Origin of the sequence: Pseudomonas sp. 15A4, from assembly GCF_016925575.1 — a bacterium.
Taxonomy (GTDB): domain Bacteria; phylum Pseudomonadota; class Gammaproteobacteria; order Pseudomonadales; family Pseudomonadaceae; genus Aquipseudomonas.
In genome coordinates this window covers 4,372,802-4,387,047 of record NZ_CP068986.1, presented here as the reverse complement: position 1 = coordinate 4,387,047, position 14,246 = coordinate 4,372,802, and the positions used below count along the sequence as shown (strand labels likewise).

Here is a 14,246-nt window from a genome sequence, read left to right as displayed (position 1 = left end):
TGTCGTATGGCTTCAGCTCTTATTTTGAAGAAATGAAACCAGCAGGGGCATCCGGGCTGGTACCCGGACTATCTGCGTGATTCCTAGTGACTTGAAGTCGCTGCACATGGACTTTTCAAGTTTGCGCTGGCATCGACGCCGATGGTGTCCCCTAATCGAGGGTGACCAAGCATGCAAGAAAGCGTGATGCAGCGCATGTGGAACAGCGCCCACCTTTCCGGTGGTAACGCTGCCTATGTGGAAGAGCTCTATGAGCTCTACCTGCACGACCCTAACGCTGTGCCAGAAGAGTGGCGCACCTATTTTCAGACGTTGCCGGCTGACGGCAGCACTGCCACCGATGTATCGCACTCTACGGTTCGCGATCATTTTGTGTTGCTGGGGAAAAACCAGCGCCGCGCCCAACCGGTCTCTGCCGGCAGCGTGAGCAGCGAGCATGAAAAGAAGCAAGTTGAAGTGCTGCGACTTATCCAGGCATTCCGTATGCGCGGCCATCAGGGTGCGCAACTCGATCCTCTGGGTCTGTGGAAGCGTACTGCGCCAGCTGACCTGTCGATCAACCATTACGGTTTGACCAACGCTGACCTCGATACCACATTCCGTGCCGGCGACCTGTTCATCGGCAAGGAAGAAGCGAGCCTACGCGAAATCGTCGAAGCGTTGCAGCAGACATATTGCCGCACCATCGGCGCCGAGTTCACGCACATTGTCGATTCCAACCAGCGCAACTGGTTCATGCAGCGCCTCGAAAGCGTGCGTGGCCGTCCTGCCTATTCCGCCGACATCAAGAGCCATCTGCTTGAGCGTGTGACGGCGGGCGAGGGGCTGGAAAAGTACCTGGGCACCAAATACCCGGGTACCAAGCGTTTCGGTCTGGAAGGCGGCGAAAGCCTGATCCCGATGCTCGACGAGCTGATTCAGCGTTCCGGCTCCTACGGCACCAAGGAAGTTGTCATCGGCATGGCCCACCGCGGCCGTCTCAACGTGCTGGTCAACACCTTCGGCAAGAACCCGCGCGACCTGTTCGACGAGTTCGAAGGCAAGAAGAAGGTCGAGCTGGGTTCCGGTGACGTTAAATATCACCAGGGCTTCTCGTCCAACGTGATGACCACCGGCGGCGAAGTTCACCTGGCGATGGCGTTCAACCCGTCCCACCTGGAAATCGTGTCCCCTGTGGTCGAAGGCTCGGTGCGTGCCCGTCAGGATCGTCGCAACGACGCCACTGGCGAGAAAGTGCTGCCGATCTCCATTCACGGTGACGCTGCGTTCGCAGGTCAGGGCGTGGTGCTGGAAACCTTCCAGATGTCGCAGACCCGTGGCTTCAAGACGGGCGGCACTATCCACATCGTGATCAACAACCAGGTCGGCTTCACCATCAGCAAGCAGGAAGACTCGCGCTCCACCGAGTATGCGACCGACGTTGCCAAGATGATTCAGGCGCCGATCCTCCATGTGAACGGCGATGATCCTGAAGCGGTGCTGTTCGTGACCCAACTGGCGATCGACTACCGCATGCAGTTCAAGCGTGACGTGGTCATCGATCTGGTTTGCTACCGTCGTCGCGGCCACAACGAAGCCGACGAGCCAAGTGGCACCCAGCCGCTGATGTACCAGCAGATTGCCAAACAGCGCACCACCCGTGAGCTGTATGCCGATGCTCTGGCCACCGCTGGCATTCTCAACGCCGAAGCCGCCCAGGCCAAGGTCGACGAGTACCGCAACGCGCTCGACAACGGCATGCACGTGGTCAAAAGTCTCGTCAAAGAGCCGAACAAGGAATTGTTCGTCGATTGGCGTCCGTACCTGGGTCACGCGTGGACCGCACGTCATGACACCAGTTTCGACCTCAAGACCCTGCAGGAACTGTCAGCCAAGCTGATGGAAGTGCCGGAAGGTTTCGTGGTTCAGCGTCAGGTCCAGAAAATCTACGAAGACCGCCAGAAGATGCAAGTCGGTGGCCTTCCGATCAACTGGGGTTATGCCGAAACCATGGCCTACGCGACGCTCGCGTTCGAAGGCCATCAGGTGCGCATCACCGGGCAGGACGTCGGTCGCGGTACGTTCTCGCACCGTCATGCCGTGCTGCACAACCAGAAGGACGGCGACACCTACGTGCCTCTGCAGAACCTGTACGCCGGTCAGCCGCGCTTTGACCTGTACGACTCGTTCCTGTCGGAAGAAGCCGTGCTGGCGTTCGAATACGGCTACTCGACGACTCAGCCTAATGCGCTGGTCATCTGGGAAGCCCAGTTCGGTGACTTTGCCAACGGTGCACAGGTCGTGATCGACCAGTTCATCACCAGTGGCGAGCACAAGTGGGGTCGTCTGTGTGGTCTGACCATGCTGTTGCCCCACGGCTACGAAGGGCAGGGGCCGGAGCACTCATCGGCACGTCTTGAGCGTTACCTGCAGTTGTGCGCCGAGCACAACATTCAGGTCTGCGTACCGACCACCCCGGCTCAGATCTACCATCTGCTGCGCCGTCAGGTGATCCGTCCGCTGCGCAAGCCGCTGATCGTGTTGACGCCGAAGTCGTTGCTGCGCCACAAGCTGGCTGTGTCGACCCTGGAAGATCTGGCCCATGGCTCGTTCCAGACTGTCATCCCGGAGATCGACACCCTCGATGCCGCGAAAGTGACGCGTCTGGTGCTGTGCAGCGGCAAGGTCTACTACGACCTGCTGGAAAAACGCCGTGCCGAAGGCCGCGAAGACATCGCCATTGTGCGTCTCGAGCAGCTCTATCCGTTCCCGGAAGACGACCTGATGGACGCTATCGCGTCGTACACCAACCTGACCAACGTGGTCTGGTGTCAGGAAGAACCGATGAACCAGGGCGCCTGGTACAGCAGTCAGCACCACCTGCGCCGCAGCATCGGCAATCACAACCGCAACCTCGTTCTCGAGTACGCCGGCCGTGATGCTTCCGCTGCCCCTGCTTGTGGATACGCTTCGATGCACGCCGAACAGCAGGAAAAACTGCTGAAAGACGCGTTCTCCGTTTAACGCCTTCGCGCACTAGAAACCGAATTAAAGGAATTACAGATAATGGCTATTGAGATCAAAGCCCCTCTTTCCCGGAATCCGTTGCCGACGGCACCGTTGCCACCTGGCACAAGAAACCGGGCGACGCCGTCAAACGTGACGACCTGATCGTCGATATCGAAACCGACAAGGTCGTGCTGGAAGTATTGGCCGAGGCTGACGGCGTACTGGGCGCAATCGTTGCCGAAGAGGGCGCCACCGTCCTGTCGAACCAGTTGCTGGGCTCGATCGAAGCAGGCGGCGCTGCTGCCGCCCCAGCTGCCGCCGCTCCAGCCGCTCCAGCCGCTGCAGCATCGGCTCCGGCTGCTGCGCCGGCCCAGGCTGCCGCTGCACCTGCTGCTTCCGGTGACGAAGACGCCATCGGCGCGCCGGCTGCCCGCAAGCTGGCCGAAGAAAACGGCATCAACCTGTCCAGCGTCAAAGGCACGGGCAAAGACGGCCGCGTGACCAAGGAAGACGTGGTTGCTGCCATCGAAGCGAAGAAATCCGCGCCGGCCGCTGCACCTGCCGCCAAACCGGCTGCTGCCGCTGCGCCTGTGGCTGCCGTTGGCGACCGCACCGAGAAGCGCGTGCCGATGACCCGTCTGCGCGCCAAGGTGGCAGAGCGTCTGGTTGAAGCTCAGTCGAACATGGCGATGCTGACCACCTTCAACGAAGTCGACATGACCGAAGTCATGGCGCTGCGTTCGAAGTACAAGGACCTGTTCGAGAAGTCCCACAACGGCGTGCGCCTGGGCTTCATGTCGTTCTTCGTCAAGGCCGCGACCGAAGCGCTGAAACGCTACCCTGCGGTCAACGCTTCGATCGATGGCACCGACATCGTCTACCACGGTTATGCCGACGTCGGCGTTGCCGTGTCGAGCGATCGCGGTCTGGTAGTTCCGGTGCTGCGCAACGCCGAGCAGATGAGCCTGGCTGAAATCGAAGGCGGCATCGCTACCTTCGGCAAGAAAGCCCGTGACGGCAAACTGTCCATCGACGAGATGACTGGCGGTACCTTCACGATCACCAACGGTGGTACTTTCGGTTCGATGATGTCGACCCCGATCGTCAACCCGCCGCAAGCGGCCATCCTGGGCATGCACAACATTCTGCAGCGTCCTATGGCGATCAACGGTCAGGTCGTCATCCGTCCGATGATGTATCTGGCGCTGTCCTACGATCACCGCCTGATCGACGGTAAAGAAGCCGTGACGTTCCTGGTGACCATCAAGAACCTGCTGGAAGACCCGGCTCGTCTGTTGCTGGACATCTGATTCAAGGACAGCTGCAAGCCGCAAGCGCCAAGCTGCAAGTTACAGCAGCCTGGCGCCAACGCTTGGGTCGTCGCAACATCCTAATGAACAGGCTGCAACTCGTCTGTAAAGCATCACGGATCAGCTTGCAGCTTGTGGCTTAAAGCTCGCAGCTAAAGAGGAACTCTTTTCTATGTCCCAGAAATTCGACGTGGTAGTGATTGGCGCTGGCCCTGGCGGCTACGTGGCCGCTATCAAGGCCGCGCAACTCGGTCTCACGACTGCCTGCATCGAGAAGTATCAGGATAAGGAGGGCAAGCTGGCCCTCGGCGGTACCTGCCTGAACGTGGGCTGCATCCCTTCGAAGGCGCTGTTGGACAGCTCCTGGAAATTCTACGAAGCCAAGAACCAGTTCGGTGTTCACGGTATCTCGCTCAGCGACCTGAAAATGGACATTGCTGCCATGATTGGTCGCAAGGCTCAGATCGTCAAAGGCCTGACCGGCGGCGTTGCCAGCCTGTTCAAGGCCAACGGCGTCACTTCCCTGCAAGGCCACGGCAAACTGCTGGCCGGCAAGAAAGTCGAGCTGACCAAGCCAGACGGCACCACCGAAGTCATCGAAGCCGAGAACATCATTCTGGCGTCCGGTTCGCGTCCGATCGACATTCCGCCGGCTCCGGTCAATCAGGTCACCATCGTCGATTCGACAGGTGCCCTGGAATTCCCGGCCGTGCCTGAGCGTCTGTGCGTCATCGGCGCCGGTGTCATCGGTCTGGAGCTGGGTTCGGTCTGGGCTCGCCTGGGTGCCAAGGTAACTGTCCTCGAGGCCCTGGAGAAATTCCTGCCAGCCGCTGACGAAGCCGTTGCCAAAGAAGCGCAGAAGACCTTCACCAAGCAGGGTCTGGACATCAAGCTGGGCGCACGCGTTACCGGTTCCAAGGTCAATGGCGACGAAGTCGTCGTGACCTACACCGACAAGGACGGCGAGCAGAACATCACGTTCGACCGCGTGATCGTGGCCGTGGGCCGTCGCCCGGTGACCACCGAGCTGCTGGCTGCCGACAGCGGTGTCGACATCGACGAGCGCGGTTTCATCTTCGTCAACGAGCAGTGCGAGACCAGCGTTCCTGGCGTGTACGCGATCGGTGACGTGGTCCGTGGTCTGATGCTGGCGCACAAAGCGTCCGAAGAAGGCATCATGGTTGTCGAGCGCATTAAGGGTCACAAGACCCAGATGAACTACGACCTGATCCCGTCGGTTATCTACACCCACCCGGAAATCGCCTGGGTCGGCAAAACCGAGCAGACGCTCAAGGCTGAAGGTGTTGAAGTCAACGTCGGTCAGTTCCCGTTCGCGGCCAGCGGCCGTGCGATGGCAGCGAATGACACCGGCGGTTTCGTCAAGGTCATCGCTGACGCCAAGACCGACCGTGTGCTGGGTGTACACGTCATTGGTCCGGGCGCTGCAGAGCTGGTACAGCAGGGCGCGATCGGTATGGAGTTCGGCACCAGTGCCGAAGACATCGGCATGATGGTCTTCTCCCACCCGACCCTGTCCGAAGCGCTGCACGAAGCGGCACTGGCTGTGAATGGCGGCGCCATCCACATCCAGAACAAGAAAAACGCTAAAGATAACCACGACGGTCCGCCCGTCGTAGGCCCTGCTCGCAGGGCTTACCGCGGAAGGTCCGTTGGACTCGAACTCCCGGCAGCACAGGGCAGGCTTGATGCCTGACCTGCGTTCGCCGGGAGAAGCGGTCACAGGTGGTGCGGCACGCTTTGACGAGCAGCACCGAATGCGCAGTACCTAACGAAGACGGTAATAAGCATGAATCTTCACGAGTATCAGGGTAAGCAGCTGTTTGCTGAATACGGCCTGCCAGTTTCCAAGGGCTATGCAGTAGACACCCCGGAAGCAGCAGCAGAAGCGTGCGACAAGATCGGCGGAACCGAGTGGGTCGTCAAAGCCCAGGTTCACGCTGGTGGTCGCGGTAAAGCGGGCGGCGTCAAGCTGGTTCGCAGCAAGGAAGACGCCGCTGCGTTCGCTCAACAGTGGTTGGGCAAGCGTCTGGTCACTTACCAGACTGATGCCAACGGTCAGCCGGTCACCAAGATCCTGGTTGAATCGTGCACTGACATCGCCAAAGAGCTGTACCTGGGCGCTGTAGTCGATCGTTCGAGCCGTCGTATCGTGTTCATGGCTTCCACCGAAGGTGGCGTGGACATCGAGAAGATCGCTCACGACACGCCTGAGAAGATTCTCAAAGCCACCATCGATCCACTGGTTGGCGCTCAGCCATTCCAGGGTCGCGATCTGGCATTCCAGCTGGGTCTGGAAGGCAAGCAGGTCACCCAGTTCGCCAAGATCTTCACCGGTCTGGCCAAGCTGTTCCAGGACCACGACCTGGCCCTGCTGGAAGTGAACCCGCTGGTGATCAAGGCTGACGGCGATCTGCATTGCCTCGACGCCAAGATCAACATCGACGCCAACGCCATGTACCGTCAGCCAAAGCTGAAGGCTTTCCACGACCCATCGCAAGATGACCCACGTGAAGCCCACGCTGCCAAGTTCGAACTGAACTACGTGGCACTGGAAGGCAACATCGGCTGCATGGTCAACGGTGCCGGTCTGGCCATGGGCACCATGGACATCGTCAACCTGCATGGCGGCAAGCCAGCCAACTTCCTCGACGTAGGCGGCGGCGCAACCAAAGAGCGCGTTACCGAAGCGTTCAAGATCATCCTGTCCGACACCAACGTCGCTGCAGTACTGGTCAACATCTTCGGCGGCATCGTTCGTTGCGACATGATTGCCGAAGGCATCATTGGCGCCGTGAAAGAAGTCGGCGTGAAAATCCCGGTGGTTGTTCGCCTTGAAGGCAACAACGCTGAGCTGGGCGCTAAAGTACTGGCAGAAAGCGGCTTGAACATCATCGCAGCTACCAGCCTGACCGACGCTGCTCAACAAGTCGTCAAAGCTGCGGAGGGCAAATAATGAGCGTCCTGATCAATAAAGACACCAAGGTTATCTGCCAGGGCTTCACCGGCTCCCAGGGTACCTTCCACTCCGAGCAAGCCATTGCCTACGGCACCAAAATGGTTGGCGGCGTGACCCCAGGCAAGGGCGGCACCACGCACCTGAACCTGCCCGTGTTCAACACGGTGTCCGAAGCAGTAGAAAAAACCGGCGCAACCGCTTCGGTCATCTACGTTCCGGCTCCGTTCTGCAAGGATTCCATCCTTGAAGCAGCGTTCGGCGGCATCAAGCTGATCGTCTGCATCACCGAAGGCATTCCGACCATCGACATGCTCGAAGCCAAGGTCAAGTGCGACGAACTGGGTGTGGTCCTGATCGGCCCTAACTGCCCAGGCGTCATCACCCCGGGCGAGTGCAAGATCGGCATCATGCCAGGTCACATTCACTTGCCAGGCAAGGTCGGTATCGTGTCGCGTTCCGGCACCCTGACTTACGAAGCTGTGAAGCAGACCACTGACGCCGGTTTCGGTCAGTCGACCTGCGTCGGCATCGGTGGTGACCCGATCCCGGGTTCGAACTTCATCGACATCCTGAAGCTGTTCCAGGAAGACCCGAAGACCGAAGCGATCGTCATGATCGGTGAGATCGGCGGTTCGGCTGAAGAAGAAGCGGCTGCCTACATCAAGGCACACGTGACCAAGCCAGTCGTTTCCTACATCGCGGGTGTGACTGCTCCTCCGGGCAAGCGCATGGGCCATGCGGGCGCGATCATCTCTGGCGGCAAAGGCACTGCAGACGAGAAATTCGCTGCGCTGCAAGACGCAGGCGTGAAAACCGTGCGTTCGCTGGCAGACATCGGCAAAGCCCTGGCTGAGCTGACCGGTTGGGAAGTGAAGAAGGCTTAATCGCCTTCGTCTCACTGCTTAATCAACAAAAGCCACCTTCGGGTGGCTTTTGCGTTTCCGGCGTTTCGATTTGCGCCGATGCTTTGACCTTAATTCTGTAAGACATTTCTGATATGCGACACGAACGTGCGTTGAGTGGTCGCACCGCCCTGTATCGGTGCGCCAAATAGGGTAGGCTAGCCGCCGTTTTGTGCAGTCGGCTCCCACAAGGAGCGGCAGCGCGCTCAGGGTCTGTCTTAAAAGGGCGGGCAGCATTTCCCCCACCCTCAGGGAAATCCTCTTCTTAATTCCGATTCAGCAGTGTGGTTTCCTTAATGAAAGTGTTGAAAGGCCAGGACATTCTGGCATTGGGTTTCATGACGTTTGCGCTGTTCGTGGGCGCTGGCAATATCATCTTCCCCCGATTGTAGGCCTCCAGGCCGGCCCCAACGTATGGATGGCGGCCCTGGGCTTTCTGGTCACGGCCGTCGGCCTTCCGGTGGTGACGGTCATCGCGCTTGCCAAGGTGGGCGGCGCGATGGACGCATTGAGCAGTCCGATCGGCAAGGTCGCCGGGACCATCCTCGCCGCCGTCTGCTACCTGTCCGTAGGCCCGTTGTTCGCCACGCCGCGCACGGCGACGGTGTCGTTTGAAGTCGGCCTGGCCCCGCTGACCGGTGAAAGCCCGCTGGCGCTGTTCCTTTATAGCCTGGTTTATTTCGTTCTGGTGTTCTGGATCTCCCTTTATCCGGGTCGTTTGCTGGACACCGTGGGCCGCTTCCTCGCGCCGCTGAAGATCATCGCCCTGGCCATCCTCGGCATTGCTGCCTTTGTCCTGCCGGCGGGTGAGGTCGGTATCGCCGAACCTGCCTATGTTGCGGCGCCGTTTTCCCAGGGTTTCATCAACGGCTACCTGACCATGGACACGTTGGGCGCGCTGGTTTTCGGCATCGTCATCGTCAACGCGATACGCTCGCGCGGTGTCGAGTCGCCCCGGCTGATTACTCGCTACGCCATCATCGCCGGCCTGATTGCCGGTGTCGGTCTGGCGCTGGTCTACATCAGCCTGTTCCGTCTGGGTTCCGACAGCCATGCCGTCGCCGCCGGTGCAACCAATGGCGCCGCCGTGTTGCACGCCTACGTCCAGCACACCTTCGGCACCTTGGGCAGCAGCTTTCTCGCCGTGCTGATCTCGCTGGCGTGCCTGGTAACCGCGGTGGGTCTGACCTGCGCCTGCGCCGAGTACTTCAGCCGCGTGCTGCCGCTGTCCTACAAGACGCTGGTGATCCTGCTGGCGGCGTTTTCGCTGCTGGTCTCCAATCTGGGCCTGACCAAGCTGATCCAGTTCTCGATTCCGGTGCTGACCGCTATTTACCCGCCATGCATTGCGCTGGTGGCGTTGAGCTTCTGCAAGGATTTCTGGCACGAGCAAGGGCGGATCGTCGCCCCGGTCATGCTGGTGGCATTCCTGATCGGTGTGGTCGATGCCGTCAAAGGTTCTGCGCTGGGAGGGTATGTGCCGGATGCACTGGCTCATCTGCCGTTGAGCGAGCAAGGCCTGGCGTGGCTGATCCCGTCCCTGATCACGCTGTTCGTCGCGTTCGTGGTGGATCGCATGCTGGGCAAGCGCAGCGAAGCGCTGGCCTGAGGAGGAGGTCGGCGCGTCGCAGAATAAACGCGCCGATCTTTTTCAAGGAGACAAAACAAAGCCCGCTAAATGCGGGCTTTGTTTTTTGAAACTCTGGAAACTTACTGCTTAGTTGCAGGTGCTGCCTGGTTCGCTTCTTTAGCGCGCTCTTGAGCGGCTTCAGCGTTCTTTTGAGCGGCTTCCTGACTTTCTTTGGCAGCGTCGTTCACTTTGTCTTGTGCTTTTTGCATCGATTCTTGCGACTGCTCGGCAGCCTTGTTTGCATCTTGCTGTTTATCTTCGGATTTTTTGTCACAGGCGGCGAGGCCCAGAGTGGCAGAAAGCATCAGGGCAATAGCTAAAGATTTACGCATGGGGTGTTTCTCCTTATTGGTCATCAACGTGGCTTCGAGCACTTGGTCGCAGGGTTAGTTCCATGTTCCTACGGGATTAATACATTGGCGTCTCAGCGGTGTAACACCTCAGCAGATCCCACGAGCCTAATCGTTAATGTTCCGTCGTCAGTCATCAGATCTATGGCCTTGGTGGTTTCGATGAGGAAGATTCTTCACTGACAGGATGTCTCTCCCTTGAAATCGTCTCCTCAGCCCCCACCTTGATGACAACCCGCTGCTCGGAGCCGCCCTCGGCGTTTCGCGCAGCTACCCCTATTTGTGTGGACTGATTGGAGTTTGATGACCATGAGTGTGGAAACTCAAAAGGAAACCCTGGGCTTCCAGACCGAGGTGAAGCAGCTGCTGCACCTCATGATCCATTCCCTGTACTCGAACAAGGAAATCTTCCTTCGCGAGCTGATTTCCAACGCGTCCGACGCGGTGGACAAGCTGCGTTTCGAGGCGCTGTCCAAGCCCGAGCTGCTGGAAGGCGGTGCGGAGCTGAAGATCCGTGTCAGCTACGACAAGGACGCCAAGACCGTTACCCTGGAAGACAACGGCATCGGCATGAGCCGCGAAGATGTCATCACTCATCTGGGCACCATCGCCAAGTCCGGCACCGCCGATTTCATGAAGAATCTGTCCGGTGATCAGAAGAAAGATTCCCACCTGATCGGTCAGTTCGGTGTCGGCTTCTACTCCGCCTTCATCGTGGCCGACCAGGTTGAAGTGTTCACCCGTCGCGCCGGCCTTTCCGCCAGCGAAGGTGTGCACTGGTCGTCGAAAGGCGAGGGCGAGTTCGAAGTCGCCACGGTTGAGAAAGCTGATCGTGGTACCCGCATCGTGCTGCACCTCAAGAGCGCCGAAGACGAGTTCGCGGACGGCTATCGCCTGCGCAACATCATCAAGAAGTACTCTGACCACATCGCTCTGCCCATCGAGCTGCCGAAGGAGCAGGCGCCTGTCGAGGGCGATGCGGAGCCTGTTGAAGAGTGGGAAACCGTCAATCGCGCCAGCGCGCTGTGGACCCGTCCCCGTGCCGAGGTCAAGGACGAGGAATACCAGGAGTTCTACAAGCACATCGCCCACGATTTCGAAAACCCGCTGAGCTGGAGCCACAACAAGGTCGAGGGCAAGCTGGAATACAGCTCGCTGCTGTACGTGCCGGCCCGCGCACCGTTCGATCTGTACCAGCGCGAAGCGCCGCGCGGCCTGAAGCTGTACGTGCAGCGCGTGTTCGTCATGGACCAGGCCGAATCGTTCCTGCCGCTGTACCTGCGCTTCATCAAGGGCGTGGTCGATTCCAACGACCTGTCCCTGAACGTGTCCCGCGAAATCCTGCAGAAAGACCCGATCATCGATTCGATGAAGTTGGCGCTGACCAAGCGTGTGCTGGACATGCTGGAGAAGCTGGCGAAAAACCAGCCGGAAGACTACAAGGGCTTCTGGAAAAACTTCGGTCAGGTGCTGAAAGAAGGCCCGGCCGAAGACTTCGCCAACAAAGAGAAGATCGCCGGCCTGCTGCGCTTTGCATCGACCTCCGACGACAGCGGCGAGCAAAGCGTTTCGTTGGCCGACTACCTGTCGCGCGCCAAGGAAGGTCAGGACAAGATCTACTTCCTCACCGGCGAAAGCTACGCGCAGGTCAAGAACAGCCCGCACCTCGAAGTTTTCCGCAAGAAAGGCATTGAAGTGCTGCTGCTGACCGACCGCATCGACGAGTGGCTGATGAGCTACCTGAGCGACTTCGACGGCAAAGGCTTTGTTGACGTGGCGCGCGGTGACCTGGACCTGGGCAAGCTTGATTCCGAAGAGGACAAGAAAGCCCAGGAAGAAGTCGCCAAGGACAAGGAAGGCCTGATCGAGCGCCTGAAAGCCGCGCTGGGTGATGCCGTCAGTGAAGTGCGGGTTTCCCACCGTCTGACCGATTCGCCTGCGATTCTGGCGATTGGCGAGCAGGACCTGGGTCTGCAGATGCGCCAAATCCTCGAAGCGAGTGGTCAGAAGGTCCCGGATTCCAAGCCGATCTTCGAATTTAACCCGTCGCACCCGCTGATTGACAAGCTGGACAATGAGCAGAATGAAGACCGCTTCGGTGATCTGTCGCACATCCTGTTCGACCAGGCTGCGCTGGCGGCCGGCGACAGCTTGAAAGATCCGGCGGCTTACGTGCGCCGTTTGAACAAGTTGTTGGTTGAGCTCTCGGTTTAACATCCGCGTCACGGCAGAACCCGCTCCGGCGGGTTTTGTCATTTAATCTCCCTCCATCCTTGTCAGCAGGAGTTCGCTATGAGCAATGTGACCGTGCAGTCCATCGTCTATGAAATCGATGGCGTGAGCTACGAGAGCCGTCTGGCCTTCAGCGAGGGCAGTCAGGCCGCACCGGGTCTGGTGATGGCGCCTAACTGGATGGGTGTCAGCGTAGACGCCGAGCAGATTGCCAAAGATGTGGCAGCGAAGGGCTACGTGGTGTTATTGGCGGATTTGTACGGCCAGCAGGTGCGCCCGTCCAATGGCGATGAAGCGGCGGCTGCCATGATGCCGTTGAAGAATGATCGCGTGCTCTTGAACAAGCGCATGAAGGCCGCCCTGGATCAACTGACCGCGCAGACCATTGCCGCCGTCGACACGTCCCGGCTGGCGGCGTTCGGCTTCTGCTTCGGCGGTTGCTGCGCACTGGAACTGGCACGCACCGGTGCGCCGTTGAAGGCTGCGGTTTCCTTTCACGGCACACTCGACACACCGAACCCGGCTGACGCCAACAACATCAAGGGCAAGGTGCTGGTGATGCACGGCGCTTCCGACCCTCTGGTGCCAAAAGAGCAACTGCCGGCGTTCGAAGCGGAAATGAACGCTGCCAATGTCGACTGGCAATTGCTGAGCTACGGCGGGGCGTTCCATTCCTTCACCGACCCGCACGCCAACAACCCGGGCGTGCAGATGTACAACCCGACCGTTTCCAAGCGTGCGTTTACCTCGATGCATAACCTGCTGGACGAGGTGTTTGCAGGCTGATTACCTGAAGCAGGAGGCTGCTGACCGCTTGAGTTCCAATGTCAGCAGTTGCCTCGACTGAAGGGGTCGCCAGCAAGCCGGCTCCCGCAGGGTGTGTGACCCTGCGGCTATTTCCGGGGCGTTGGCAGTTCAATCCGCTCCACTTCCCCCGGCACGGTCGGCCAGTCCCCGGCCGCCCATTTTGCTCTGGCCTGTTCAATCAGCGCCGGGTGGCTGGCTACGAAGTTCCAGTTCATCCTTCTCGGCCCATCCAGGGGCGCACCGCCAATCAGCACCGCGTGACATTCGCTTTCCGCGCAAAGCGTCGGCTCGCTTCCAGCATCCAGTACCACCAGACTGCGCGCCTGCACCGGCTCGCCATCCAGCAGCAAATCGCCTTCGATGACGTACAACGCGCGCTGTTCGTGCTCGGCGGGCACACACAGCGTCGTGGCGGTCTGCAGGTTCAGTTCGGCGTATAGCGTGGGTGACAGCACCGGCACCGGCGACTTCAGGCAGAAGCCTTCGCCGGCAATCAGGCGGATACGAATGCCCATGCCATCACTGACCGGCAGTGTATCGGCAGGGTGATGGCTGTAATGACCTTCGCCCTGCTCATGGGAGGTGGGCGAGGCCAGCCAGACCTGCAAACCATGCAGGCGCGAGCCGATGGCGTGCAGGGCTTCGGGTGTACGCTCGATGTGGGCGATGGCCCGGCCGGCGGTCATCCAGCTGACTTCGCCGGGTCTTACGTGCTGATCGCTGCCGAGGCTGTCTTTGTGTCGGATTTCGCCTTCAAAGAGGTAGGTCAGGGTCGACAGACCGATGTGTGGGTGTTGGCGGATGTCCATGCCGGTGCCGGGCGCATAGGTGGTTTCCAGCATGTGATCAAAAAACACGAAGGGTCCGACGCTCCGGCATTGCGCAGCGGGAAGGGGGCGCAGGATGGGTTGGCCTTCGACGTCCTCGGCGCGGGGAATGATGGTCAGCATGATGGCGCTCTCCTTTGGATAGGGCACACAGGATATAGATCACTTGCGTACGTGGCTGGAATGCCGGTGATACGTCTCTGTAATGAATTATTACGAAGTG

General features: G+C 59.5%; 7 protein-coding genes and 3 pseudogenes. 8 read left to right on the top strand and 2 right to left on the bottom strand.

Annotated features, from left to right (window positions below; genetic code table 11):
• The first annotated feature begins 171 nt into the window (after positions 1-171).
• From JN403_RS19325 to brnQ, 6 genes and pseudogenes are all read left to right on the top strand, one after another.
• Entirely contained in the window at positions 172-3,003 is a 2,832-nt protein-coding gene (locus tag JN403_RS19325; RefSeq protein ID WP_122538403.1) for a 2-oxoglutarate dehydrogenase E1 component, read from the top strand.
• Positions 3,004-3,045: 42 nt separating this feature from the next.
• Positions 3,046-4,298: pseudogene (gene odhB / locus JN403_RS19320) on the top strand (2-oxoglutarate dehydrogenase complex dihydrolipoyllysine-residue succinyltransferase).
• A gap of 172 nt (positions 4,299-4,470) precedes the next feature.
• Positions 4,471-5,898, top strand: a pseudogene (gene lpdA, locus JN403_RS19315) (dihydrolipoyl dehydrogenase); the annotation flags it as partial.
• A 207-nt stretch (positions 5,899-6,105) separates the two neighbouring features.
• Positions 6,106-7,272, top strand: coding sequence for an ADP-forming succinate--CoA ligase subunit beta (sucC, locus tag JN403_RS19310; protein ID WP_004882574.1), 1,167 nt, complete (start codon positions 6,106-6,108; stop codon positions 7,270-7,272).
• Positions 7,272-8,159, top strand: a complete 888-nt coding sequence (gene sucD / locus JN403_RS19305; RefSeq protein WP_037009399.1) for a succinate--CoA ligase subunit alpha — start codon at positions 7,272-7,274, stop codon at positions 8,157-8,159. Before sucC ends, sucD begins: the two co-directional genes overlap by 1 nt.
• A 314-nt stretch (positions 8,160-8,473) precedes the next feature.
• Positions 8,474-9,786 (top strand): annotated as a pseudogene (brnQ, locus tag JN403_RS19300) (branched-chain amino acid transport system II carrier protein).
• A 101-nt stretch (positions 9,787-9,887) separates the two neighbouring features.
• Here the strand turns inward: brnQ and JN403_RS19295 are convergent.
• Complete coding sequence (locus JN403_RS19295; protein WP_065986299.1) at positions 9,888-10,139, bottom strand: hypothetical protein; 252 nt, start codon at positions 10,137-10,139, stop codon at positions 9,888-9,890.
• Positions 10,140-10,466: 327 nt separating this feature from the next.
• On the opposite strand from JN403_RS19295, the gene htpG reads away from it, so the two are divergent.
• The gene (htpG, locus tag JN403_RS19290; protein WP_205483867.1) at positions 10,467-12,371 is read left to right on the top strand and encodes a molecular chaperone HtpG; all 1,905 of its coding nucleotides are present in this window, start codon (positions 10,467-10,469) and stop codon (positions 12,369-12,371) included.
• A 78-nt stretch (positions 12,372-12,449) separates the two neighbouring features.
• Positions 12,450-13,175: a dienelactone hydrolase family protein gene (locus tag JN403_RS19285; protein ID WP_205483866.1), complete on the top strand. Its 726-nt coding sequence runs from the start codon at positions 12,450-12,452 to the stop codon at positions 13,173-13,175.
• Between the two features lie 107 nt (positions 13,176-13,282).
• Here JN403_RS19285 and JN403_RS19280 read toward each other — a convergent pair whose 3' ends face one another.
• Complete coding sequence (locus JN403_RS19280) at positions 13,283-14,146, bottom strand: pirin family protein (protein ID WP_205483864.1); 864 nt, start codon at positions 14,144-14,146, stop codon at positions 13,283-13,285.
• Between the last annotated feature and the right edge of the window lie 100 nt (positions 14,147-14,246).